This window comes from Paenibacillus sp. A14 (assembly GCF_036864815.1).
GTDB classification, from domain to species: domain Bacteria; phylum Bacillota; class Bacilli; order Paenibacillales; family Paenibacillaceae; genus Fontibacillus; species Fontibacillus sanfengchensis.
The window spans coordinates 126,139-150,647 of the sequence record NZ_JBAGJD010000004.1; the positions used below are offsets into that span (position 1 = coordinate 126,139).

At 51.6% G+C, this 24,509-nt stretch carries 24 protein-coding genes; 10 read left to right on the forward strand and 14 right to left on the reverse strand.

The window, feature by feature from the left end:
* Nucleotides 1-12: 12 nt before the first annotated feature.
* The gene (locus V4U88_RS11870) at nt 13-1,515 is read right to left on the reverse strand and encodes a spore germination protein (RefSeq protein ID WP_334073481.1); all 1,503 of its coding nucleotides are present in this window, start codon (nt 1,513-1,515) and stop codon (nt 13-15) included.
* A gap of 186 nt (nt 1,516-1,701) precedes the next feature.
* Between V4U88_RS11870 and V4U88_RS11875 the strand changes: the two genes are divergently transcribed.
* The gene (locus tag V4U88_RS11875) at nt 1,702-2,400 is read left to right on the forward strand and encodes a zinc ribbon domain-containing protein (RefSeq protein WP_334073482.1); all 699 of its coding nucleotides are present in this window, start codon (nt 1,702-1,704) and stop codon (nt 2,398-2,400) included.
* Between the two features lie 5 nt (nt 2,401-2,405).
* Here the strand turns inward: V4U88_RS11875 and V4U88_RS11880 are convergent, their stop codons facing one another.
* The 3 genes from V4U88_RS11880 to V4U88_RS11890 form a co-directional block, all read right to left on the reverse strand.
* Nucleotides 2,406-3,146 (reverse strand): HAD family hydrolase, encoded by a 741-nt coding sequence (locus V4U88_RS11880; RefSeq protein ID WP_334073483.1) that lies wholly within the window; start codon nt 3,144-3,146, stop codon nt 2,406-2,408.
* A gap of 69 nt (nt 3,147-3,215) precedes the next feature.
* On the reverse strand, nt 3,216-4,076 hold the full coding sequence (locus tag V4U88_RS11885) for a TPM domain-containing protein (RefSeq protein ID WP_334073484.1): 861 nt from the start codon (nt 4,074-4,076) through the stop codon (nt 3,216-3,218).
* Nucleotides 4,073-4,717, reverse strand: coding sequence for a LemA family protein (locus tag V4U88_RS11890; RefSeq protein ID WP_334073485.1), 645 nt, complete (start codon nt 4,715-4,717; stop codon nt 4,073-4,075). The genes V4U88_RS11885 and V4U88_RS11890 overlap by 4 nt, the downstream gene beginning before the upstream one ends.
* Nucleotides 4,718-5,100: 383 nt before the next feature.
* Here V4U88_RS11890 and V4U88_RS11895 point away from each other — a divergent pair, with 383 nt between their 5' ends.
* Nucleotides 5,101-5,277: a hypothetical protein gene (locus tag V4U88_RS11895; RefSeq protein WP_334073486.1), complete on the forward strand. Its 177-nt coding sequence runs from the start codon at nt 5,101-5,103 to the stop codon at nt 5,275-5,277.
* A gap of 95 nt (nt 5,278-5,372) precedes the next feature.
* On the opposite strand, the gene V4U88_RS11900 is transcribed toward V4U88_RS11895, so the two are convergent.
* The 3 genes from V4U88_RS11900 to V4U88_RS11910 form a co-directional block, all read right to left on the reverse strand.
* Nucleotides 5,373-6,296 carry an AEC family transporter gene (locus V4U88_RS11900; RefSeq protein ID WP_334073487.1) on the reverse strand — a complete coding sequence of 308 codons (924 nt, stop codon included), beginning with the start codon at nt 6,294-6,296 and terminating at the stop codon, nt 5,373-5,375.
* A 63-nt stretch (nt 6,297-6,359) separates the two neighbouring features.
* Nucleotides 6,360-6,791, reverse strand: coding sequence for a threonine/serine exporter family protein (locus tag V4U88_RS11905; RefSeq protein WP_334073488.1), 432 nt, complete (start codon nt 6,789-6,791; stop codon nt 6,360-6,362).
* A gap of 25 nt (nt 6,792-6,816) precedes the next feature.
* Entirely contained in the window at nt 6,817-7,578 is a 762-nt protein-coding gene (locus V4U88_RS11910) for a threonine/serine exporter family protein (RefSeq protein ID WP_334073489.1), read from the reverse strand.
* A gap of 223 nt (nt 7,579-7,801) precedes the next feature.
* Between V4U88_RS11910 and V4U88_RS11915 the strand changes: the two genes are divergently transcribed.
* The 4 genes from V4U88_RS11915 to V4U88_RS11930 all read left to right on the forward strand — a co-directional run bounded on the left by V4U88_RS11915 (nt 7,802) and on the right by V4U88_RS11930 (nt 12,609).
* Nucleotides 7,802-8,926 (forward strand): GGDEF domain-containing protein, encoded by a 1,125-nt coding sequence (locus V4U88_RS11915; protein ID WP_334073490.1) that lies wholly within the window; start codon nt 7,802-7,804, stop codon nt 8,924-8,926.
* Nucleotides 8,927-9,066: 140 nt separating this feature from the next.
* Nucleotides 9,067-10,416 (forward strand): spore germination protein, encoded by a 1,350-nt coding sequence (locus V4U88_RS11920; protein ID WP_334073491.1) that lies wholly within the window; start codon nt 9,067-9,069, stop codon nt 10,414-10,416.
* Nucleotides 10,409-11,503, forward strand: a complete 1,095-nt coding sequence (locus V4U88_RS11925) for a GerAB/ArcD/ProY family transporter (protein ID WP_334073492.1) — start codon at nt 10,409-10,411, stop codon at nt 11,501-11,503. The genes V4U88_RS11920 and V4U88_RS11925 overlap by 8 nt, the downstream gene beginning before the upstream one ends.
* Complete coding sequence (locus V4U88_RS11930) at nt 11,500-12,609, forward strand: Ger(x)C family spore germination protein (RefSeq protein ID WP_334073493.1); 1,110 nt, start codon at nt 11,500-11,502, stop codon at nt 12,607-12,609. The genes V4U88_RS11925 and V4U88_RS11930 overlap by 4 nt, the downstream gene beginning before the upstream one ends.
* A gap of 48 nt (nt 12,610-12,657) precedes the next feature.
* Here V4U88_RS11930 and V4U88_RS11935 read toward each other — a convergent pair whose 3' ends face one another.
* From V4U88_RS11935 to V4U88_RS11950, 4 genes are all read right to left on the reverse strand, one after another.
* Nucleotides 12,658-13,221: a CBO0543 family protein gene (locus V4U88_RS11935; protein WP_334073494.1), complete on the reverse strand. Its 564-nt coding sequence runs from the start codon at nt 13,219-13,221 to the stop codon at nt 12,658-12,660.
* A 15-nt stretch (nt 13,222-13,236) separates the two neighbouring features.
* Nucleotides 13,237-13,698, reverse strand: a complete 462-nt coding sequence (locus tag V4U88_RS11940; protein WP_334073495.1) for a hypothetical protein — start codon at nt 13,696-13,698, stop codon at nt 13,237-13,239.
* A 6-nt stretch (nt 13,699-13,704) separates the two neighbouring features.
* On the reverse strand, nt 13,705-14,484 hold the full coding sequence (locus V4U88_RS11945) for a hypothetical protein (RefSeq protein ID WP_334073496.1): 780 nt from the start codon (nt 14,482-14,484) through the stop codon (nt 13,705-13,707).
* 124 nt (nt 14,485-14,608) lie between these two features.
* Nucleotides 14,609-14,929 carry a hypothetical protein gene (locus V4U88_RS11950; RefSeq protein WP_334073497.1) on the reverse strand — a complete coding sequence of 107 codons (321 nt, stop codon included), beginning with the start codon at nt 14,927-14,929 and terminating at the stop codon, nt 14,609-14,611.
* Between the two features lie 929 nt (nt 14,930-15,858).
* On the opposite strand from V4U88_RS11950, the gene V4U88_RS11955 reads away from it, so the two are divergent.
* Complete coding sequence (locus tag V4U88_RS11955; protein ID WP_334073498.1) at nt 15,859-16,041, forward strand: group II intron maturase-specific domain-containing protein; 183 nt, start codon at nt 15,859-15,861, stop codon at nt 16,039-16,041.
* Between the two features lie 194 nt (nt 16,042-16,235).
* Here V4U88_RS11955 and V4U88_RS11960 read toward each other — a convergent pair whose 3' ends face one another.
* Nucleotides 16,236-16,412 carry a hypothetical protein gene (locus V4U88_RS11960; protein ID WP_334073499.1) on the reverse strand — a complete coding sequence of 59 codons (177 nt, stop codon included), beginning with the start codon at nt 16,410-16,412 and terminating at the stop codon, nt 16,236-16,238.
* 191 nt (nt 16,413-16,603) lie between these two features.
* Between V4U88_RS11960 and V4U88_RS11965 the strand changes: the two genes are divergently transcribed.
* The 3 genes from V4U88_RS11965 to V4U88_RS11975 all read left to right on the forward strand — a co-directional run bounded on the left by V4U88_RS11965 (nt 16,604) and on the right by V4U88_RS11975 (nt 23,172).
* Complete coding sequence (locus tag V4U88_RS11965) at nt 16,604-17,608, forward strand: LacI family DNA-binding transcriptional regulator (protein ID WP_334073956.1); 1,005 nt, start codon at nt 16,604-16,606, stop codon at nt 17,606-17,608.
* A 124-nt stretch (nt 17,609-17,732) separates the two neighbouring features.
* Complete coding sequence (locus tag V4U88_RS11970; protein WP_334073500.1) at nt 17,733-20,957, forward strand: cellobiose phosphorylase; 3,225 nt, start codon at nt 17,733-17,735, stop codon at nt 20,955-20,957.
* A 307-nt stretch (nt 20,958-21,264) separates the two neighbouring features.
* The gene (locus tag V4U88_RS11975) at nt 21,265-23,172 is read left to right on the forward strand and encodes an ATP-binding protein (protein ID WP_334073501.1); all 1,908 of its coding nucleotides are present in this window, start codon (nt 21,265-21,267) and stop codon (nt 23,170-23,172) included.
* 46 nt (nt 23,173-23,218) lie between these two features.
* Here V4U88_RS11975 and V4U88_RS11980 read toward each other — a convergent pair whose 3' ends face one another.
* Nucleotides 23,219-23,479, reverse strand: coding sequence for an NHLP leader peptide family RiPP precursor (locus V4U88_RS11980; protein WP_442951885.1), 261 nt, complete (start codon nt 23,477-23,479; stop codon nt 23,219-23,221).
* Nucleotides 23,480-23,538: 59 nt separating this feature from the next.
* The gene (locus V4U88_RS11985) at nt 23,539-24,477 is read right to left on the reverse strand and encodes a hypothetical protein (RefSeq protein WP_334073502.1); all 939 of its coding nucleotides are present in this window, start codon (nt 24,475-24,477) and stop codon (nt 23,539-23,541) included.
* Nucleotides 24,478-24,509: the final 32 nt, after the last annotated feature.

Below are 24,509 nucleotides of genomic sequence, written 5' to 3' on the forward strand. Positions count from 1 at the left end.
CAAGGCGGTCACCTATTTCTTCATCTTATTTGGCGTCTTGTTCGGCGATTTCGCCTGGCTCGGACGCACGTTAAAAGACCAGAACGGCGCGCGGATAAAAATATCCTTCCAGTCGACCGGCTTGATCGGAGCGGCCGGGATCGTGTAAGGGGCACCCAGGCTGGTCAGCTTGGAGAGGTGGATGATGATCAGAGCGACCCCGATCATAAACCCGAAGTTGCCCTGCATACCGGCAAGAATAATAAGTCCAAACCGCACCAATCGGAGCGAACCGCTCATGATATAGCTGGGAATCACGAAGGAAGCGATTGCGGACATCGCTACCGCGATAATGAGGATATTGCTCGTAAACCCCGCCTCGACAGCAGCCGTACCGATCACGATCCCGCCGACGATCCCGATCGTCTGCCCGATTTTGGTAGGCAGGCGCGCCCCCGCTTCCCGAAGCATTTCGATCGTCGTTTCCATAATCAGTGCTTCGATGATCGGTGGGAACGGGACGCGGCTTCTCGATTCGGTCAGCGAGGCCAGCAGATTCTCGGGAATCATTTCGTAATGATACGTCGTGACGGCGACATATAAAGACGTTAAAGAGATCGTAATGATAAACGCAATGTAGCGCAGCAGCCGGAGGGCGGTCCCGACGGCCCAGCGGTTGTAATAGTCGTCCGGGGTGGTGAAAAACTCAAAAAAGGTGGACGGCGCCATGATGGCGGACGGGCTTTGATCCGCGAGCACGACGATCTTTCCCTCGGTCAGCTTGGAAATGGTTACATCCGGACGTTCGGAAGTCTGGAATAGCGGGAACAGCGAATTCGGAAAGTCATCGATCATTTGTGTAAGCATGGTGCCGTCGTACAGACTGCTGAATTCGATCGCTTTAATGCGTTCCACCATCTTGTCCACGAATTCCTTTTTGGCGATACCGTCAACGTACAGAACAGCCACCTTTGTTTTCGTCAGCTCCCCCACGTTTAACTGGATGACCTTCAAACGGTTGCTTCTCAGCTTTCGGCGGATCAACGACAGGTTCGTTTCGAGCATTTCAATAAAAGCGTCGTGCGGGCCCGTAATGGCGGTTTCGGATTCCGACTGCTGTATGCTGCGCTTTTCGGGGTTGTATATATTGACGAGATAAACGCCTTCGGGCAGAAAGAGGGCCACCTTTCCATCCAAAACGCCCTTAACCGCCTTCACGGGATCCGAAGTTCGGACGAAGCGCGACTGGCGAAGCAGTTCTTGAAGATCCTCCTGTCCGGTATGCTGCAAAGGCAGCAGGATTTCCTGCTCAAAGGTAGGAATGTCGACCAAATGATCGAAGTAAACGAGATGAGCCGAAATGGTCGGCATGTGCCACGTTATCAAGTCCCCGCAGTCCTTGAACTCCTGAAGAAATACATCCAAGGTCAACGGTCCGGAAGCTTGGGGGGTTCCCTGGGGGTGAGCTTCCTGAGATTTTGACCCGGAACCGCTCCCCGAGCCGAACAGCTTGGATATTTTCCGAAATAGCGACACGGCCGCATCCCTCCCAAAGCACTTTTAAAGTAGTTTGTTCCGCGGCTGGAAAAATATACGGGCCGAGGATGCATGCAAAAAGGCCCGTCCCGTTCACTCAGGGAACGGAGCGGGCCCGGGACAACTTGATAATCGCTCGGGTTTTCCAACATAATTAATATAAATAGAGGAAAGGAAGGTGCCAGAATGATCTGTCCGAAATGCCAACACCGTCAGCTTACCGAGAAAGCGAGATACTGCGAAAATTGCGGGAAGCCTCTGACCCGAGGCGCTGCGGGATTTGCCTATCTCCAATTCGTGACCGCCGCCTTGAGGCATCCTGTGGCCTTTGCCCGAAGAGTGAATCATGGACAGTTTATAGCCGGATTAATTACGATCCTCCTTTTTTCATTGCTGGTCCCGCTCATCATTTACACCGGTTTTCAACGATTGGTCGGGTTTGTGGATAACCCCTTCGTCGGGATGGTGCTCCGGCCGACGCTGGCCTTTCTTATCATGAGTCTGCTTATTACGGCCTACTGCTACGCTGTGGTCAGATACGGAAAAGGGCCCGCTGACTACCGTGAGGTGGCGGCCCGCTTCGGAGTGTATCTGGTGCCGTTTACGGCGCTGCTTCTGCTCGCCCTGCTGGCGGCGTTGCTGGGAATTCATTCCTTGCAGTCCCTGCTGCTATTGATTGGCCTGCTCGGGGCCTGGTTCGCCGTCCCCGCGTTTGTGATCCTGACCGGGTATTCCGCCGAGGGGCAGACCCCGGGTTTTCCGGATCAGCTCCAGGGAACCTTGCTCGTGTATTTGGCCGTGCTTTTGACCCTGGCTTTGTTCGGAAAGCTGCTGTTTGGCCCGCTCGGCCGTTTGCTCAGCGATGGCTGGTCGCTCTTCCTTTAGCCGGTTTACAGAGATTGGAGCAATTCCCGTTCGATTTCCGCGTAACTGGTGACTCGGGGCGGCAGACGATGGGCCGATTCCGGCGCCGCGCCCCGGTGGTTAAACCAAAGGACCTTCCATCCGGCATCTAGCGCCCCGACGACATCGTTCCGCCAGGAGTCGCCGATATACGTGCAGTCCGCAGGGGACAGACCCAGCTTGTCCGCCACATGGTCGAACAGCCGACGGTCCGGTTTGGTGATGCCGACGGCGCCCGAAATAAAGATCCGCTCAGGCGGGATGAGATCACGCAGCCCCAGGGCCGTGATCTTTTTCATTTGGTGCTCCGGCGGTCCGTTGGTGATAATCCCGACGGTGTGGCTTCTCTCCATCAGGGCGGTGATCAAACCGAGAGCTCCCTCAAACAGCGAGATGTCAAACTGCCTGCGCAAATAGGCTGCTTGCACTTCGGCCGCTTGGGCTGCGGACAGTTCCAGGCCAAACTCGCGCAGCGCAAGAACAAACCGCTGCGTGCGCATTTCTTCGAGGGCCCGCCCATGCGTCGGAGTGCCGCCGGCTTCCGCCGACAGCTTATCGCTATAGAAGCGCATGCGATGGTAAGCCTCGGGATAGGGGAATTCAGCGGAGGTAGCCAGGACCTCCTGGAGGGCCTGGCGAAAAGGAATCAAGTGATCGTACAGCGTATCGTCAACATCGAAAAAGACGGCTTTGTGTTGCGGTTGGTTCGTATTTTCACTCTGTGTCATGGATTTTTGTTTTCTCTCCCCTTCGTCGGTTTCATATCCATAGGATATTATACCGGAAGACGAGAGTCTCTAAAATCTCCGGCTTGCGCCGCCTCCGCCCGAAGTACCGCCGCCTCCGCCCCGGAAGCCGCCTCCACCGAAGCCGCCGCCTCCACCGTAACCCCCGCCGCCGCGTCCTCCGCCGCGACCCAGCATCGAAATCAGCAGCATCGTTATCATCCCGCGGAAGAAAATAAAATCCACCGCGAGAAAAGCGACGATCAGCAGCAGCCAGCCGGCGGAGAAGCGGCCTCCGCCGGCCTCTCCGGCCGAGGTCTGCGGGACGGCAACCTCCTGCGGAGCCAGTTCGTCCTCCACGCCGTACTCCCGGGCAACTTCGTTATATAGCGTTTTGTAGGTTTCGACAATCGCGGTTCCGGGTTGATTCTCTCTCAAGTAAGGGATCGTCACCTGATCGAGGATTCGCCCGACCTTACCATCGGGAAGCGCGCCTTCAAGTCCATAGCCGACTTCAATCCGGAGCGGCCGATTTCCCGGCTCGCCGCCGCCCATGGACAGGAGCAGCAGGACCCCGTTATTTTGCTCCTTGCCGCCCAATCCGTATTTGCGAAAAGCCTGCAGCGCGTACTCTTCTACCGTGGATCCATGTAGAGTGGGAACCGTCAGTACGGCAATCTGCGCGCCGGTCCGGTCCTCCAGCGCCCGTCCCAGCGCGGTTAATAGCCGCACCTGATCCTCGGCCAGCAGACCTTCGAAATCCTGGATGTAAATGTCCCCGCGCGGTTCGGGGATGTCCGGGGCTGGGGCGGCTGCCGCGCTTGACGAGAAGCCGGATCCCCAGAGCAAACTAGTGAAGAGCATAACCGCGCAGGTCAGGCCATATAGAACGGACCCCGGTTTTAGCCCGGGCAATCCCGCGAAATGTCTCATGCTCCCGTACCCGTTATGGCCGTAAGTTTAGGGAAGGGCACGGAGGAGGTACCGGCATCCGTTCCGAAATCAACCTCCGGGTTGGTCCGGGATTCCGGCGTTGTTTCGAAGTACGCCCGCGCATCAAAACCCATCAACCCCGCCAGCAAGTTGCCGGGAAACCTTCTCCGCATGTTGTTGTAGCTGGCGACGGCGGCATTGTAGTCGTTCCGGGCCACCGCGATCCGATTCTCCGTTCCGGCCAGTTCATCCATCAGCTGTTGGAACTGTGCGTCCGCTTTAAGAGTCGGATAATTCTCGACCACGACCAGCAACCGGCTTAACGCGCCGGACAATTGCTGATCGGCTTGGGCCAGCTCATCCGGTGTTCGTGCACCGCCTAGGGCAGCCCGGGCGTCGGCAACCGCCTGAATGACATCCTTTTCATGGGCGGCATAGCCTTTGACCGTATTGACCAGGTTTGGGATGAGGTCGTATCTCCGCTGCAGTTGGACGTCGATTTTGCTCCATTCCCGATTCACATTCTCGTCAGCCGCGACAAACTTATTATAGTTGCCGGCGAACAAAGCGATTAGGATAACGACGATCACCGCGAGGGCAATCAATGGGACCAGGCAGCCTTTACCTTTAAGAAAATTCATAGGTGACCTCCTTGATGGGTGCAGCATGGTTTTATTCCTCTGCTGTTATTACTTAACTTTTTACCCTGCACCCTATGCAAGGAAACTAAACCCATGGCATTGTCGGCTTATGGCTGAGTCCCAAAAAGCCATTTCCCGAATCCTGGTTTTTGGGAAGTCCCGGGCCTGGCGATTTGCAGCCAGAATGAAGGAAATACGACCATCCGGCAGGATCTTGGAGGATAAATAAGAATAGGTCCGGGGAGCGCGCGGGAAACCAACGGCATTAAAAATAATCCAATTTTAGCGGTGCTGAATCGGTTTTCCCTCCGGAGCAGCAATCTCTATACTAATAGTTGTGTTATAAAAAACCGTTACAAAAAACGGATAGGAGATGACTTGACTTGGCTTATGATGAAATGTTGGTACGCCGGAGCGAGATGCTGAAGAAACGGATTGGCGCGATGATCGCCAAAGAAAACCAATATGGATTGGGAAAACAAGAGGGTCAATTTTTGCGGAGAATGATCAGAGAATTGCATCAAACCGCTTATGAAATGAATGCGAAAGCCGAAGCGTAAAGAGCGTGCAGACGGGGGATGGAGCGTGAAACGCAAGTCTGCCATGCGGAGGAGGGCCGATATCGTGCGTAAGGCGCGATATCGGCCCTTGTTCGTCAGGCCACATACTGGGATAGGGAAATGAGCGCGGTGATGGTGATGATGTTTAATAGGGTGGAGATCAGTACCGTTTGGGAAGCGAAATCGGGTTCGTTATTGTATTCTTCCGCCAAAATTGTGCTGTTGACCCCCGTCGGCATACCGGAAGCGATCAGCAGGGCCTGGGCGGGAACGCCGTGAAGACCGAGCAGCCAAATGAGCAGCAATCCGATGGCGGGGCCGATCAGAAGGCGCAAGGCTACGCTGAGATAAACCTCGAACCTGTCCAGCCGCAGCGGGTATTTGACGATTTGCGCCCCCAGGGTCAGCAGCGCGACGCTGACCATCGAGTCGGACACATAGGATAGCGGCTTGCCGATAAATTCCGGCAGCGGCAGATGCAGCACGTGAAAAGCAAGCCCCAGCACAAGAGCGTAAGGTACCGGCATTTTAAGAAAGCCGATCAAGGAGGCCTTCAACGTTCCGCCGGATTTCGCCCGCTGGACCGACATGACGCCATATGTAAAGGTCACAAGGCTTTGGAAAGTCATGATCAGCGCCTGGAGCGAGGTAGCCAGGGCGTCTCCCTTAAAAGCCAGTTGGTTGATCGGCAGTCCATAGTTGCCGGAATTGTCGAGAATCAGGCTGTTGGTAAATGCCGCTTTCAACCCGCGGCTGAATTTCAGCCGACGGCTGACAAGGGCGCTTACCGCATAAAGCAGGAGCACGTACAAGATATAGAAAACGGTGACATTCCCGAGCAGTTCGGGGGACATCTCCGAATGGTACATACTGAGAAACACGACGGCGGGAGTGATATAGTAGAAATTAATTTTGGCCAGGGTGTACAGGTCCAGCCGAAATGCCCGCTGCATCAAGGCACCCAGCCCGATCAGCACGAAAATGGGCAGCACGACGTCCAGTAAAATATCGGCGATCATCGCTTCGGTTCATCTTCTTTCTGTAATTGGATGTAAGTTATAATTCGATGATTCATAGAGGTTTCACCTGCCGGACAGCCTACGCCAGGTTTGGTTCAATACCTCGGAGAGGACCAGGCCGATGGCGATCGAACCGGAGATCAAAAAGGCCTGGGCCGCCAATTGAACCGCCGTATTATAGTCGTTCTCGACAAAATTCCGCATCGCGTCGTAGGCCAACCCCCCGGGCACAAGCGGAATAATTCCCGAGACGCTAAACAGAATGACCGGTTTTTTGTGCGTCCGGGCGAAAATTTGGCTGACGACGCCGACAATAAAAGTCGCGGCGACGGTGGCCAAAACGGTATCCAGACGTTCGTCCAGCAGCACATAGACAGCCCAGCCCAGCATGCCGGACGCGCCGCATTGCAGAAGGGTGCGTCTGGGGGCGTTGAATATAATGCCGAAGGCGGCTGACGCGATAAAGCTTGTAACCAGGTGTAGCGCCAAATTCATCACCAGCACAATCCTCTTTTCTCCATTATAAAATCGTAAAGACGACCGCGATGCCCGCTCCGATCGCAAAGGCGGTCAGAAAGGCCTCGGCGCCCCGGGACAAGCCGGAAACCAGATGTCCGGCCATCAGGTCGCGCACGGCGTTGGTTATAAGCAGGCCGGGCACGAGCGGCATAACCGAGCCGATAATGATCTTACCCGGATCGGCGCCGATTCCCGCCCGAATCAGCAGATACGCAAAGATGCCGATCAGGAAGGAGGCCGTAAATTCCGCGAAAAATTTGACCTTCACCAGGCGATGCAGCAGAATCAAAGCCGAGAATCCAAGTCCGCCGCAAACGATCCCCGGAAGGAAGTCGGGAAGGCCGCCCTCAAACATCAGGGTAAAGCAACCGCTGGAGATGGCGGCGGCTCCAATCCGCAGGGGAACGGAATAGGCATGGCCGGACGATTCGACGGCCGCCAGCCGTTTCCGGGCCTCCGCCGCCGTCAGATCGCGATTTGCCAATTTACGGGAGATGTCGTTCACTTCGGCGACCTTCTGAAGGTCGGTCGTTCTTTCCATAATGCGGACCAGTTTGGCCCATCGCATGTCGTCGGACTGAAACATAATTCCCGTTGGCGTGACATAGCTGTGCGAGCCGGTCAATCCTAAAGCTTCGGCAATCCGCGTCATCGTATCCTCCACCCGGTAGGTCTCCGCACCGCTTTGCAGCATAATTTTTCCGGCCAGCAGGCAAACTTCGATCGGCTCCTGCTCCTCCCGCCCCAATCCTCTTTCCTCCATTTTCTTCCTCCTTAAATCCTGTTGCTGCCATTATAGCATGGGTGACCGGCGAATGAAGAGACCCTAAGAATCATGTCGAATTTTATAGGTAATTTGTCGAATATTATCGAATTATGTTAAATTTTATTGTATTTTTAACGGGTTTTTTCCAGATTTATATGTTATGCTTACTTTGTCCGTTTGAATTTCGCTATAACGGGTTTTACAAGTGGGGGTATAGCCTATGCTTCAAAGTTTGATCAGCAACTTCACTTTTCTGACCACTTTCCTTTTTTTCGGTTATATCGTCTGGGGAAAATGGCGTTCCTCCGGCGAGATGGGTAAGTACAAAACTATAAAAATACAACTCCTGCTCGGGACGGCTCTCGGCCTTTTCGGCGTTTCTCTAATGTACATCGCTTTTCCCCTAAATTCCTCGGTCTTCACCGATCTTCGGCAGCTCCCTATCCTTATTTCCGTATTCATTGGTGGATGGGCCGGAGGGGGAATCACGACTTTCATTATTTTAATTTATCGTTTATTGTTTTTGAGCGGTTTTAATTTCGCCTCTATTCTGGGCGCGATCGACGCGCTGTTGACCTACTTGATCGCCATAGCCATCTTGAGGGAATACCGTTTGTCCCTTCGGAGATGGAACTGGGCCGTCGGTCTGTCTACTTTGGTTACCGTGGTGGTTTTTTTTATTCTATTGGAGGACAGGGGGAAATGGCTGGCCATTGCCGTCTTTATTCTGATCTTTTACACCAGCGGGCTGTTTTCCTTCTCCATGCTGACCTATTTGAAGCGCTCGGATGAATTGCTGCGCATTATGCGGGAGGCGGCGCACCGCGACTTTTTGACCGGCCTGTATAATGCAAGAGCCTTCGACTTGATGTTGGAGCAGAAAATAGAAACCTCCAATCGTTATCGCGTTCCGTTTACATTGCTTATGCTGGACATCGATTATTTTAAAAAGGTCAATGACACCTACGGGCATCCCGCGGGCGATGCCGTGCTGGCGCAGATCGCGGACGTGCTCCGCGAAACCTTCCGGCCGGGAGACCAGATTGCCCGCAAAGGCGGCGAGGAGTTCGCCGTGATCGTCGATGCGTGCGATTCCGAACAAATCCGGATTATCGCCGAGCGTCTCCGAAGAAACGTAGAAAATCATGGGTTCCGGGTACCCGACGGGACGGAATTGAAGATTACCGTTTCCGCGGGAAGTGCGACATACCCCGATATCGACAGCCATCTGTTGGTGGATAGAGCGGACCGGGCATTGTACGAAGCCAAAGCTTCGGGCAGAAACCGGGTATGCCGGGCAACGCTTCCCTCGCCGTACCGTTTCGGACAACCCATGGACACTTGACAAGCTTCGCATTTTGCGGGGCTTTTTTTATTTTCCTCAAGTGGGAAAGAAAGTCCCTTGGTAGTATGAAAATCGGCTGAGGCTAGCAAAATAAGGCTTAGCTTGAAACCTAACGCCAACAGAAGAGGAGGGAACCGGGCGTGAGTTCGAAAACGAAGGAGCCGGCGGACACGTGGCTGTGGGAAAAAATGTCGGGGCAGGTCGATTTTGAGGAGCGGCGGCTGGGGCCGGGCGATGAGTTTCGCGTGCAATATTTGCGGACTCTGACGAATTCGGACACCATCTTTCGGTTTATTGTGACACCCAGCTATGAGATGGCCGACGTCCAGGCCTTTAAAAATTATATCGCCTCCTTTCCCGGTACCGTTAGGCCGAAGGATTTGGAGCAACTGATGGAGTACGTGCTTAAAGGTTACATTGCCATCACGATCGAATCCGAATGCTATCTGTTCGAAGCGATGAAAACGGAGTCAAGCGGGGTCAGCGAAGCGGTCAACGAGTCGATCGTCCAGGGACCGCGGGATGCCCTCAGCGAAAACATTGAAACGAACATCAACCTCATTCGCCGAAGATATCAGTCCTCCGCTTTAAAAATCGAGATGCTCACGGTCGGAAATGTGTCCAAAACCTCGGTAGCGATTCTTTATGACACCGACCGGGTGGATCAGCAGGTCCTCCGGGAAATGCGGGAGAAGATCGAAGGGGTCAAGGTGGATATTTTGCAGTCGGCCGGCGAACTGGAGAAATATATAAGCACGCAGAAATTTCGCGTGTTCCCGGCTATGGTGGTCACCGAGCGCCCCGACCGGGTTGTGTTCAACATCGCCGAAGGCAAGGTCGCCGTACTGATGAATACGACCGGATTTGCCATTTTGGCTCCGACGATCTTCACCGATTTCTTCACGGCGATGGATGATAAAATCCAGGTGCCTTTGGTGGGATGGTTCTTGAAGATGATCCGTTACATCGGGTTGTTTATGACGCTGACATTGCCCGGGCTCTATGTCACCTTTGCCTCTTACAATCCGGAGATTCTGAAAGTACAAATTTCGCTGCTGATCGCGGGTAGCCGGGCGGCGGTTCCTTATCCGTCTTTTATGGAAGTCTTCCTGATGCTTCTGATGATGGAGTTTTTGACGGAGGCGAGTTTACGGCTGCCCAAGGCGATCGGTCCAACGGCCACGACGGTAGGAGGGCTGATTCTCGGCCAAGCGGCCACCCAAGCCGGGCTGGTCAGCAATATCATGATTATTCTCGTCTCGGCCGTCGCGATCTCGAATTTCATTATCCCATTAAGTATGATGGGGTACACCATTCGCGTGATCAAATATATTATCGTCCTGTTCGCCATCACATTCGGGCTGGTCGGGATTGTCGTAGCGTTGGTCGGCCTGGTCTTGTATCTTTCGGGGATCCGCAGCTTCGGTCGGCCCTATCTCAAAATGACCGTATTGGAATTCAAGTCAAAGGGTGAGCGGAGAAATGGTTAACGGAAAATATATTTACTATTTGTTTCTGATGAACGCGTTGATCAATATCATCAACTTTGTGCCCCGTATTCTTATTTCGGCGCGATTTCGGGGGGCCTTGATCGCCATATTTATCGCAACCGCTGTGGGAACGGTGATTCTGTATGTATTTACGCGGTTAATGTCCCGTTTTCAGGGGAAGGGGCTCCCGGAAATATTTAACCGGCATCTCCCGCGTTTTTTTTCGGCCCCGCTGCTGCTCCTTTATTCAATATTCTGGTTTGGCGCGGCGATCATCACGATGCTTTCTTTCGTGGATATTACGCTCCGCTTTATCAGCCCGGACATTTCCCCGTATGCTGTCATGATCGGTTTTCTGCTCCTTTCCTCTTTCTGTGCGCGGCTTTCGTCGGAATCGATTCTGTATGCGCTGGAGACGATCCTGCTGCTTGTCACACCGCTGATCGTTTATATTCTGGTCAAATCGTTAACCAGTCCGGGATTCAGTTGGGACGCCGTAATGCAGATCGTCACCCATTTATGGACCCGGCCGAATTATTCCGCGGTGGCCGGGGCTACCTTTATCTTTTCCGGCTATATGAATCTGGTGGTGTTCAACCGGAACTTTCGCAATCTAAACACCCGTTTATTATGGGTGATTCCGGTCACCTCCTTTGTCATTCTGCTGGTCACCTTTCTTGTTCCGGTCGGCTATCACGGAACGATCGGAGTGGAAGACCATGTTTACAGCTGGTTTTCCACGGCGGATTCGATCCGGATGGAACTGTTTATCATCGAGCGGTTGCTGTTTTTGTTCTATACGACTTACTTGTCGCTGTCCCTTATAAGCATGTCGATTCATTGGCATGTCGGGCTTGAGCTGTTTAAAGGGGTGTTCAGGTCAAAGGAGGCGGAAGAAGGAAGCAAGAAAGGCGACTGGTGGATTCTGGGTCCCGTCTGCCTGGTGACGCTGCTGCTCATGACATTCATGAACCAGGTCCGCCTGGCTCAAATGGGGCAGTGGTTTTTGAATATTCGTTTTGCCAATGAATTTTTGCTGCTGCTTTTCCTGTTTATCGCCCATAGAAGGAGTGCGAAACGAACATGAGAAAGGGAATCTGTTTCCTGGTCGTGATTCTGCTCGGCGGGGTGCTGACGGGCTGCCAGTTCAAAGATATCGACAAACGGTCCTTCGTGCTGGCCATTGGCGTCGACCGTCCCGAGGACCCTCGGAAAAGAGACCAGTTTGAAGTGACGCTGAAAATGGCGATTCCGGAGGGAGACCCGACAAAGCGGACCCAGGAAGCAGTAGTCATTACGGAAGTCGCCGAAAGCGTACCGGAAGCCATCCGCTTAATCAAATCCAAGATCGATAAAGAACCGGATTTCAGTCATTGCAAGGCGTTGATTTACGGTGAATCTTTTGCGCGGGATAATATCGTTCCGATGACCGACTGGTCCGCCAGACGCCGGGACATCCAATTGATCATGTACGTCGCGGTCGGCAAGCCTTCGGCCAAAGAGGTGGTCAATATGCAGACCAAAAGCGAACGCCTTCCCGGCAATGCCCTTATTTTAAGCCTGGGGACGGAAGGGACGGAATCACCGTTTATAACGACGGTGTATTCCTTTGACCTGCATCGCAGGATCACGGAAAACGGGATGGATCCTCTAATGCCGGTCGTTGAAGCGAAAAAGCCGGATATGCTGGTGATCGACAAGGTCGCGCTTTTTGATAAAAAGAAAATGGTAGCGATGTTGTCTCCGCAAGAGACAAGAATCCTGAATTTGCTACGGACCCGGAATTTGCGTTCGAGCTTTCACGTAGAGACCGCGGGAAATAAAATCGACTACAATCTGGAGAGCTCCAGGCCCAAATACCGCATCTGCACCGGGAAAAACGGAAAGGCTGTCATTGAGTACAGCCTGACCGGCAAAGCGATGCTTGAGTCCAACGAAGAAGGCATGGTGATTGGCGGTCCCGAAATGCGTGCAATATCGAAGGTCGCCGGCAAGCAGTGGGAAGAAGAGAGCATGAAGCTGTTGAAAAAAGTCCAGTCCATCGGCGTTGATCCTTTCGGGTGGGGCTTGCGCTATATCTCGAGACATTGGAACAATGACACCGAGCTCAAGCAATGGCAGCAGCTTTATCCGGAAGCCGAATTCCAGGTCAAGGCGGATGTGAAGATTAAATATACGGGGATGATTCAATAAGTTTAGCTGGACGTTGACGAGCAAAAAGCCTGCAAATGCGCAGGCTTTTTACAGTTCGAGCCTATTTTCCGGATTGGGTAGGCACTTTTTTAGCAGCCATTCGAGAAACCAGCGTATAAGGGCTGCCATAGCGATATAGATAGGAAAGGAGTAGTAATGCTCCCAGTTCAACATGTGATAGATGCCCAGTTCAACAAACATCGGTTCTCCCACAAAACTGATGACGGCGGCACTCGCGATATGTGCGGTTATAAACGATCTCCAGCTTCTGAAGTACTGGTACATCAACATATAGAGCACCGGCAGGAGCGAAAGATTTGCCGGAGACAAGATAGGTATTAATGGGGTCAATTTGTATTCGTATGACCATAACATCAATTGAAGACCGGTATGATCCATGATATTAATCAAAGTCATAATAACCAGCCCGTACAACAAGATCGTTCTAATATTCCGCTTATCGACGGCCATCCACCAAATGACCCAGGGGACAATAAAGGTGGCAAGTAAAATCCACCACTGCATCGAAAACAAGACATGGTTCAGCCAGAATTGCTGCTCCAAATCCGCAAGTTGTTTCCTTAAACGTTCGATTTCTTCGAAAGATATCAACCCGATTCCGCCTTCTTATTTTGTTTTGGCTAATCCTAGAGCCATATGGTCCCAAAGAAGATCCTCCACCAGTTTTGATTGGCTCTCCTCACAGGTTACTATCAGGATGATCTCACTCTTTCTTTTGTCCGTTCGCTTGTTTCTATGCTTGCGTTGTTTTAACCAATAGGTCAACACACTGATCAGCAGCCCGAGGATAAAACCGGCCGCCGCCCCGATTAAGCCCCACATAACGGGCCCCCATGCCCATACAAATCCTTTGCTCGCTCCAATAGTGGAGAACAGAAAAGCAAAGACAAAGGCTTTATCCAGGAAGGACACCCCGTCACTACGGTGGAGGGTATCCATCAATCTCGGAGCTTGCTTGCGTGAATCGAGCGGAACGGCATAAATATCGGTAACCCCCTTCTCTTCAAGCTCTGAGATCAGGATTTCCGTGAACACCGAATACTGGAATGTGGCAAAAATCTGTATCAACCCACTCTACTCCTTGTACTGAAAAAATCGGCCTTTTGGCTGGTAGTTGCGTCGCAGATAGTTTTTTAAGTCCGTGTTGAATAATTTGTTGTTCTCTACGGCGTTTATATAGGCCTCGTAGATGTTGAACAAATAAAACGAAGGAATATACAGCAGCCATTGGGTATCCAGCACAGCGGATGATTGCCGCAGATCTCCGAGAATTAAGAAATGCAGTGACCAAATAAAATTCGATCTGTCAATGATAAGAATGGTAAAGATCAACACGAAAACAGCCAACACAATTCGATGCAGATAGAGCTGGCCCATACTCGGAATGCACGCAGACCAAAAGGCGGCCAACCAGGGTTTGCGTTCATCAAGGTAATTGATTTCAAGAACTCCTATGCTGAACGTACTGAAGGGAGCATTCTCACGGTGGGCAAGTACATAAACTTTATTAAGGTCTACAGCCGTCCGATAACTATCCCATATGGCGAATAGATATACGGGAATGTACATGATCGTGAATTTGGGGTCCAATACTTCTTTGGCTGCCTGAAACTGGCCGTTAAAGGAATAAACCATGGCCAGATTCAAATGAATTTTCTGGTTAATGAACATTTCCCAGATGACCAGAGCGTATCCGCGGAGGTATTTGTTCAGCAGCAGATGACCGAAGCCCGGAAAGGCCAAGGACCAGCAAGCGACTATATAAGGGTTTCTGAAATGAAGTTGCGTTGTGCCGAACATGCTCACATGTGCCTGATACCGCCGGCTGCGGTGTTGATTTCGAAAATTATCCATCAAAAGAACCGCCTCTCACCTAGCCATAATACTAATGATTTCCGTTTCCGGCGGTGGTTATGTAAAGTGCTTTAAAAAGCCATAAAAGAAAAACCCCATCCCGCACGTCCGGGATGGGGAGAAGTCACTGGCTATCGTCACCATCGTAGCCGTTGAGCAGATCCGTACCGTGCATGGCGTCCGGATCGGGCGCCGACGGGTCGACGGGGCTGTCCTGCTGGATGGCGTCGGCATCCGGAACATCCGGCAGCGGATCCAATGCTCCGGCGCCATACTCCGCGTCTCCGGCCGACTCGTCGCCGGATTCGCTTAAGCTTTGGGTAATCCGCGTATCGTGGGGAAGCAGATCATCGCCGGGAATATCATTCTCGGCCCGGTGTTCTTTCAGCAAATTATATCTTTCATAGGCTTGTTCCCCCGGATTTGTGCTCGGTTCATTCGGCATCCTTGTTCGCCTCCTGGATTCTGTCATCTACTTGGAGTTTACCCCAATTCCTGAATTTCAAACGAGCGGCCTTACTCGTGAATTTTCGTAAATCACCGTATTGATCCGGGGGAAAGGAGAGCCTTCATCTGCTTTCTTTTCACTAGTGTCGCGTTAAGCCATTGCATCGCGAACAAATCAACAGGTGTTTACATCGATTTATCCCATAATTGGGTATATATGAATCGATTATTTCATATCAGGTTTTAAACCTGACATGGTGCTGCCTATCCACAATCTCTCTTGCCGCCCACTATAATAGCGGCGTTTTGGGCCGTTATTTCGGCCCGCTTGTCCCAAGAATAAGGCCCTAAAGGACCTCTATTTCACGCTGAAGGGACGAATTCGACAAAATAGCGGCGCAAAAGGCCCTTATCCACCCGCCCGGCTTTAAAGGGAGGCTGTTACAGCCATTAGCCCCTCGGGTTAATGCAACGCTAGTACTTGCATTGCACTAATCCGCACACGATCTGAGACAGACTTTACCTGCATTGATGTAATCGAGAATGAATTCCTGCAAAAGGTCAGGCTTTCCGGCGGGTACTAGGCCTGAGGGAAGTCTAACGGCTGTAGCAGCCGCTATTTAACGAAAAGTAGCCCTTTCGAAATTTTAACGGTCGTGAGTGCCGTTATTTCCCCGGATTCCCGCCCTAACAGCCTGTTTTTGCGAAATAAGCGCTGTGGCGACCGTTAGAATGGGAAGTCGGCGTTTTCAGGACAAATAACGGCTGTGGCGACCGTTAGCGTAATTCTCGCCTTTCTTACAAGTGAACATCTGGGAAGATGACCCAGGGTTCGATTTTCTGGGGCATCACTTCTGACGGCTTCCGGTCATAAGCAAAGATGGGGGAACCGCGCGCATTCTGCGCTGCTTTCCATCCAATAAAGCGATGAAGAAGATGCGAGAGAAGGTTAAGAAAGAGACGGCGCCAAGAAACAAATTGGTCAAGACGCTGAACGATCTGGTGAAGGAACTCAACCCGAAAATCCAGGGATGGAAGAACTACTATAGCAAGGTCGATCCGGGAAAAGCCAAGTCGTATCTAAGGGAGATCGACTGGTACAATATATAAGCGTAGGTGGATTTCGCGTTGATTCACCAGGGAATGATGAACCGCAACCACCCGATGACTCGGCGGGCAGTCGTTCGATCGGCTTTGAAGTGAATCCGTCCAACTGGACTGTACCGATAAACCACGGCAAAGAGGCTGCCCGTCATCCTGAAGGATGTCGCTCAGCCTCTTTTTTATACAGTCCGGTATCCGCTTTAAAACTTTGGAAATACATATTTGACCAGAAAATAAAGGAATCCGAAAAAGATAATAAGATATGCCGCATATTTAATAAAGGTTGCGGCAACCATGCTGGGCTCCGATCTTTCCTGGACGTCCCTGCGCTCCACATCGACACTGTTGACTTCTTTACGTTCGCGAGGCTCGTACACGGAAATTTCCTCCTTTTTCGCATTGGTCTGTTTGCCTATTCTTAAACGCTCGTCGCCTTGATGAAACAAGGGAAACCGGGCCTCAACGGGAGACGTAATTGCGGTTGCTTTTTCGCAACAGGATCGGATACAATTTCACAAGAACCCTCGAAAGCGGTATTCCGAGCCTGAGGCAGGAGATGAAAACTCAAGTGGTAACCATTTACGATATAGCCAAAATCACCGGCTTCTCCCCGACCACGGTGTCGAAAGTGTTTAACGATTATTCCGATGTCAGTCCCAAAACGCGGCGCAAAATATTGGAGACGGCGGAGCAGCTGGGTTATCTCCCGAATGCGCATGCCCGTTCGCTCACGACCAAGCGCTCCTGGACGATTGGAGTGCTTTTTAACGAGCCTTCGGGAGCGGGGATATTACACCCTTATTTCGCCGGGGTCATCGAAGGCTTCAAGAAGGTGTCCACCTCGAAGGGCTATGATTTGATGTTCGTTACCAAGGATATCGGCGGGAAAAAAAGCGGGTACGTGGAGCACTGCAAAATTCGCGGTGTGGACGGCGTCGTGGTCATCCTGCCGGATTACGGGGATCCGTATTTTCAGGAACTGCTGGATTCCAACATTCCGTGCGTGCTTCTGGATCAGGAGTCGGACACAAAGAGCACGATCTGTTCCGATAATATCGCAGGCGCCATGCAGGCTGTGGAGTACCTGCATCGGCTCGGCCACCGGCGGATCGCCCATATCGGCGGCGGGCATAGTTTTGCGGGCGAGAAGCGGCTTCAGGGTTACCTTCGCGCGATGGAAAACTTAAGTTTGCCCGTCGAACCGCAGTATGTGATTCAAGGCAGCTATGATTATACGATGGAGAGCGGCCAGGCTGCGATGGAGGAGCTGCTGCTGACGGATCGGCTCCCCACGGCGGTGTTTGCCGCCGGGGACAACCTGGCGGTCGGAGCTATGATGACCCTGAAAAAACGGGGGCTCCGCGTACCGGACGACATCTCGTTGATCGGGTTCGACGACATTGAAATGGTCAAATTTTTGACGCCCTCATTAACCACCGTCCGGCAGAATACTTATGCACTTGGCAGCAAAGCGGCCGACATGTTAATCTATACGATAGAAGGCGGGAATGAAGTACAAACCGCAATGTTGCCGGTAGAGCTTGTAATCAGGGAGTCTTGCCGCTTCCTTTAACGCGGGCCCCTGATTTTTTTCGAAAGAAATCGAAACCGGTTTCGGCCCTCTCGCCACGCGATTCTTCGAGACGCACACAAAAGGTTGAAAAGCGATTTGAAAACAAAAGTATGGAGGAGTACGGATGTCAAATTACAAGTTTGAGCAGGATGCGTTTGTCATTCATCAGTTCGATAAGGCCAAGCCGTTTTCCAGCTTCCTGCCGGGGCTGGCGGGACTCAAAGGGATTCCGATGTGGACCTTCTACGTAAACCGGGGGCAGGCGGTATGCAGCTTAGGGATTCGGGACAAGAACAGCCCGATCATGGAATTCTCCCCGGCGAGCATCACCTATCAATCCGTTTCGATGAAAGGATTCAGAACCTTTATCAAGGAGACGGGGAGCTCGGAGATTTACGAGCCGTTTCAAAGCATGGCTCCCGATCCTTTGGCGAAGCGCAGCATGCGGATTTTAGCCAATGAGGTAGGCATTGAAGAGAAGCATGAGGGCAAGGGCCTAAGCACGAAAGTCGCCTATTTCCATATTCCGAACGACGATTACGCGGCATTGGTGCGGCAAGTGGAAATTACCAATGATTCGGATCGGCCGCTGCGCCTTGAGGTGCTTGACGGGATGCCGGAAATTCTACCCTATGGTGTGGAAAATGCGGGATACAAAGAAATCGGCAATCTGCTGCGGAGCTGGATGGAGGTCGATAATCTGGAGAACGGGATTCCCTACTACCGGAACCGCTCCAGTACGCACGACGAAGCGGAAGTGAGCGAAATCCGCAGCGGCCACTTCTACCTGTCCTTCGACGAACAGGGCAGCCTGATTCGGCCGTTTGCCGATTTCGAGCTTGTCTTCGGCAGCAATACGTCGCTTGCTTATCCCGAGCGTTTTGCCGGGATACCGCTTGCCGAGCTGGCGAAACAGACGCAGTACTGCACGAACAAAGTACCGTGCGGTTTTTCCGGTGTAGCCGTGGAACTGGCGCCGGGAGCGTCCAAACGCATTTTCACCCTGGTCGGTCATATTGACAGTGTGGAACGGCTGAATGAAAAGGCGCCTCTGATCGCGGTACCGGCCTATATCGAGCAGAAGCGAAAGGAAGCCCGGGAGTTGACGGAAACCTTGACGGCCGACGTGACCACCAGAACAGCCATGCCGCTGTTTGACGCCTACGCCAAGCAGAGCTATTTGGACAATTTTCTCCGCGGCGGTTACCCGTTTATTTTCGAGAATGGCAGAGAGGGCTTCGTGATACACCTGTATTCCCGCAAACATGGGGATTTGGAACGGGACTATAACTTTTTTTCGATCGCGCCCGAGTATTATTCCCAAGGAAACGGCAACTTCCGGGATGCCAACCAAAACCGCCGCAGCGATATTTATTTCAATCCGCGCGTCGGTACCTTCAATATCAAAACGTTTTTCAGCCTGATGCAGGCTGACGGATACAATCCGCTCGGTGTAGAGGGAACGAGCTTCCGCGTACCGGAAAGCCGTTCTTCGGAACTGGAACAATGGCTGGCCAAAGCCGCCGGCAATACCCGGAAGGAGCTCCGGGAGCTCTGTCTCGGCAAATTTACGCCGGGCAAGCTGATTTCCTATGTGGCGCAGCACCAGGTTTCTCTGCAAGTGGAGGAAGAGGCGTTTTTGACCGGAATCTTGTCCCTGGCCGAACAGGAAATCGAAGCGACCTTCGGGGAAGGTTACTGGTCCGACCACTGGACTTACAATATGGATCTGATCGACAGTTATCTCGATATATTCCCGGATCGGAAGGCCGCTTTGCTGTACGAGGAGCAGGATTATACGTACTTTGACAGCCCGGCCCGAGTTTTGCCGCGGAGCGAGAAGTACGTAATTAGCGGGGGGCAAGTCCGGCAGTACGGGTCCATGGTGCCGGATGAGGAAAAAATGCAGCGGCAGGGATTGACGGCGAAGAGCACGAACTGGCTGAAAACGAACAACGGCAGCGGAGAGATCTACCGCACCAACTTGTTCGTGAAGCTGCTGTCCCTTTCCCTGGTCAAATTTGCGACCCTCGATCCTTACGGTATGGGGATCGAGATGGAGGGGAACAAGCCGGGCTGGAACGATGCCATGAACGGGCTGCCGGGCCTCTTCGGTTCCGGAATGAGCGAAACCTTCGAGCTGAAGCGGATGCTGAAGTTCGTGTCGGAATCCGCCGAAGAAGCCGCCTCGCGGGAGATCGCCGTCCCCGAGGAAATCGCGGACCTGTTGCGGACCGTGACCGTCCTGCTCGCTCGTCACCTGAACGGCGAACTGGACGCCTTCTCCTATTGGGACCAGGCGGCCTCGGCCCGCGAGCGTTATCGGGAGAGCATCCGTTACGGCATCACCGGGAAGGAGCGCACGCTTCGGCTTTCGGAACTCCTTCCGGCTTTCCGTCAGATGCTGGACAAAATCGACGCCGGAATCGCGGAAGCCGTGTCGCTGGGGAACGGACTCGCGCCGACCTACTTCGCCTTTGAAGCCGTAGCGTACGAACCTGTGCTGGACGGCCAGGGGAACCCCGTGATTAGCGGCTACGGGCTGCCTAAAGCGGTGGTGAAGAAATTCGTCGTCCGCCCGCTGCCTCATTTCCTGGAGGGGCCGGCCCGCTGGATGAAGACGCTCGAGGATCCGGCTGAGGCCAAGCGGGCCTATGAATTGATTCGCGGCAGCGACCTGTTTGACGACAAGCTGCGCATGTACAAAACCTCGGTCAGCCTGGACGGGGAATCGCATGAAATCGGCCGGATTCGCGCGTTTACGTCGGGATGGCTGGAACGGGAATCGGTCTTCCTGCACATGAGCTACAAATATTTGTTGGCGTTGCTGAAAGCGGGGCTGAAGGAACAATTTTTCGAGGAAATCCAGACCTCGCTCATCCCGTTCCTGGATCCAGAGGTTTACGGGCGGAGTACGCTGGAGAATTCCTCGTTCATCGCTTCCAGCGTCAATCCCGATCCCCAGGTGCACGGGCGGGGCTTTGTCGCCCGTCTAAGCGGCTCCACCGCGGAGTTTATCAGCATGTGGATCACGATGATGGCGGGCAAGCGGGTGTTCCGCATTTCGAGCGGCGGCGAACTGCAGCTTTGCTTCAACCCCGCTTTGCCGGGCTGGCTGTTTGACGAGCGTGGCGAGGTGACCTTCACCTTCTTGGGCAAGACGCAGGTGACCTACCGAAATCTCGGGAAAAAGGACACCTATGGCAGCGATGCGGCAGTGATCCGCAGCATCGCCGTGCATAAAGCCGACGGATCGACGCTGTACCTCGAGGGTTCCGTCATCTCCGGTTGTCTGGCGGAGGACATCCGCAGCGGAGGGGCAAAGCGAATCGAAATCGAGATGGCCTAATAACGCGGAAGACATCCATGCCAAAATCATAAATCTTTCTTTAGGCTCTGGAAATCCATCAGCTATGGATATCCAGGGCCTATTTTTGTTGGAACCGCTTTCCGTTTCCTGGTAAAATGGAAGTTATTTGCATCACTACAAAAGTATTCGTAGATTAAACGCATCATTAAAGGTACAATAATTTTAATGCTTGTCAGATTTAAAAAAGTTCTTAATTTTCCATATAATTGAAGGTTTGCGGATCTGACGTATCGAATTGAGTAGGAAGTTTGAAGTGGCTCTTTATTTCATTGGCAGGGGTGCTGGAATGAAAGCTTTTTTTAAAGCGATAGCCATCCTTTTTGTGCTGGTTATGGTGGCTTTTTGCGCGTTTTTATTGGAAGTGCCGGATTCCAAACATGGAAGCGACCGGGCGATCAAAGAATGGGAAGTCACCTGGGCGGATCGATTTGATCCGAATATGAGCGTGGAGGAATTGGAGTCCCTGCCGGGCTGGACGAGAGTGCAAAAGGACGACCTCACTCCTCAAGCGCCGGACGGGACTATGGTAATGTGGGTGAAATTTAAAATACCGCAGTATAAGTCGGGGACGCCGGCACTTCTTTTCAATAAACTTTACGGTTCCCATGTGGTTATTTTGTCTAGGGACGGAATGATCTATGAGTCAAAGCGCAAATACAAATATGAAACCAATACAATTCTTCTGCCTTTGGATCGCTCAGTTGAAGGTGATTCTATTTTTGTGGGGATAAATTCCGGATCGCGCATCGGGCTGCAAGGCGAAGTGCTTTTAGGCGATTTTGGAGAGATGCAAACCTCATATATCAAGAATAACATGACGGATTTTATCATCGGTTGTGCCTTGATATTTATTGCTGTAGTCATGCTGATCTGTTCCTTGTTTTTAAGGAATGAGCACATTTCCAGCTGGTTTTCGCTATGTATTATCATCCTATCCAGTGGAATTTTGGTAATAACGTACTCTTCATTTCTATATTCTCTATACGGCAAGTTCGGTAATATTTATGTTGCATTATTCGACATCTCGCTTTTAGCCCTACTGCCATCGTTCACCAGTTTCTTTGAAAGTATCATTGGACGGGGATATAAAGCGATCATTACCAAATACAGAAAGTTTCAAGTGGGTTATTCCCTGTTTTGTCTACTTTTTATGTTGATTAATATGTTGAGCCATAATAAATTCTACAATTTTTACAAATTCGCCTCCATGAATGTACTTGGTGCAATAATGATTGTACAGTTTATCCTTCTAATTACCGTATCTACCATTTATATGATTCGCGGGAATCAGGAGGCTATTATATTTTCGATTGGCTTTGTTGTTTTTGCGGTCCTTGGGCTGATAGAAATTTCCTGGTTTTTCTTTAAATCCACATACTATGATCTTTTTCTTTGGAAGTGGGGTCTGGTTTGTTTTGTCATATCGCTAATTATTATTATTGGAAAGCGGTTTGTACGAAACCACGAGCAAGTAGTGGAATACTCGAAACAATTGGAAATGTTCAACAACGAGCTTCAACGTTCCGAAAAGATGGAAATTATCAGTGAACTGGCCGCTTCTGTCGCCCATGAAGTGCGTAACCCGCTGCAAGTAACCCGGGGATTCTTGCAGTTGCTGGTGGCGAAGCAGAACTCTGCGGACAAGGTTTATTTGAGTATGGCTCTGGAGGAATTGGACCGTGCTTCCGGTATAATTACCGACTTTTTGACATTCGCAAAGCCGGAGGTCGGTAAGGTAACCGAGTTAAATGTGCTAAATGAGTTTATTCATATCGAAGGTATTTTGGTTCCGATGGCCAATCTTCAAGGAGGCAAAATTTCCGTCCACATTCCGCAGGATTTGTACATTAAAGGGAATTCCTCAAAATTCAAGCAAGCCTTTATTAATATTATCAAAAATAGTATCGAATCTCTTCACGGAGAAGGCGAGATTCAAATTTGGGCTTATGAAAAGGATGGGGAGGTTAGTATCCACATTAAGGACACCGGAGAGGGAATGGATGAAGAAGTGCTGTCCCGGTTGGGTGAGCCTTATTTCTCCAACAAGACCAAAGGGACAGGCTTGGGACTTATGGTGACCTTCCGCATCATCGAAATCATGAACGGGAAGATCAGCTTTACAAGTGAAAAAGGAGTAGGGACCGAGGCCATTGTCCGGTTTCCAGCAATAAAAAATGCATTGGGTCCGGTATGATGTCCTCTTGTCGCTACTCCAGGTCAGGAATTAAAAAATAGGGAAATTATCCCCAAACCGCATTAGGCTTAACTTCAGACTTAATAACATTAGAAGGATTTGGAGGCAGTACAAGATAGAATTCATTGGAATTCTCTTCTACAGTCTTTACCTTGATATGATCCGGGAGAATTACACCGAGTGCCTCCTGGATTGCGGCTTTAGGATCTGCGAGAAGTTTTGCTTTAAAACTCGGGTCATGCCATGCTTTTTCAATAATCTTGTTTTGAAGGAGAGCTCCTGATGTCATAAGATCACCCTTTCTCATGAAAAAAATGGTTATATTTTCCTAGTAAGTATATCATGTATCTATCATGAAATCTACTTTCAACTCATATTTTTGTCCAGCCAGTATCTCAATCCTCCCGCTCGGAGCAAAGCGTTTCGCTCCTGCTCAATCTCTACGGCTCCGTCATTAAGATTGGCTCGGAGATCAGCATGGAAAGTGAACAGATCGGGCACCACGTCCTGAATGTCCGTTAAGGAATCATGATTCCGGTTTCCCTGTTCCGCAAGCCGGGACAACCCCCCATGAACCGTTATACCCTGTCTCATTTCTTCGACAGTGGGGCGGCGTTCCCGGGGGATACTCAGTTCGGTTTGAATCACCGATACCAAAGCGTTGTAACTGTTCTCCCGGAGGTCTTTCTCCCAATCGTCCCAGTCATCCAGTAGCTGAAGGGTCATCAAAACGGTATCCACTGCTTGTTCGATTCGCGGGATCAGTTCGCCGCGCTCGGTCAGCAGCAGCGCTCCGGCGATGGAAAGTTTGACGGGAGCGGCTTTGTGCGCCATCCGCACCGGATCGTCATGAAAGTAATCGGATATGGCTTCTCTGGATACGGATTCAGCCCATTCGGTTACGTATTTTCGATGATAATTCCAGAACGGGGAATCTCCCGGAAAATAACGGCTGTATATCTGTATGAACTCCAAATGAACCAACTGGGCCATCGGTAATCGCCCGGTCATGGCGGAATCGGGTTTATCCATGGCCGCATCTAACAGATGGTAATACATCATGCCGAAAATATTTGCCACTGCCATCCGGCGACTGTCCGCCGTACTGATCCCCGCCGGCTTTTCCAGCCAGAAAGGCAGAAGGTAGCAGATATAATTTTTTGAGGACTTTTCTTTTAGAACATGAAATTTATCAAGAAACTCTAAGGCCGGCTGCCGCAATGATTCGGGTAGAACGGAGAGCCTCTTTTCTGCCTCATCAAAGACCAGCTTTAATTCCGCTTCATAGGCATGCAACCAAATCAAGCCCAATCCTCCTCCATCCAACGATTGGCGAA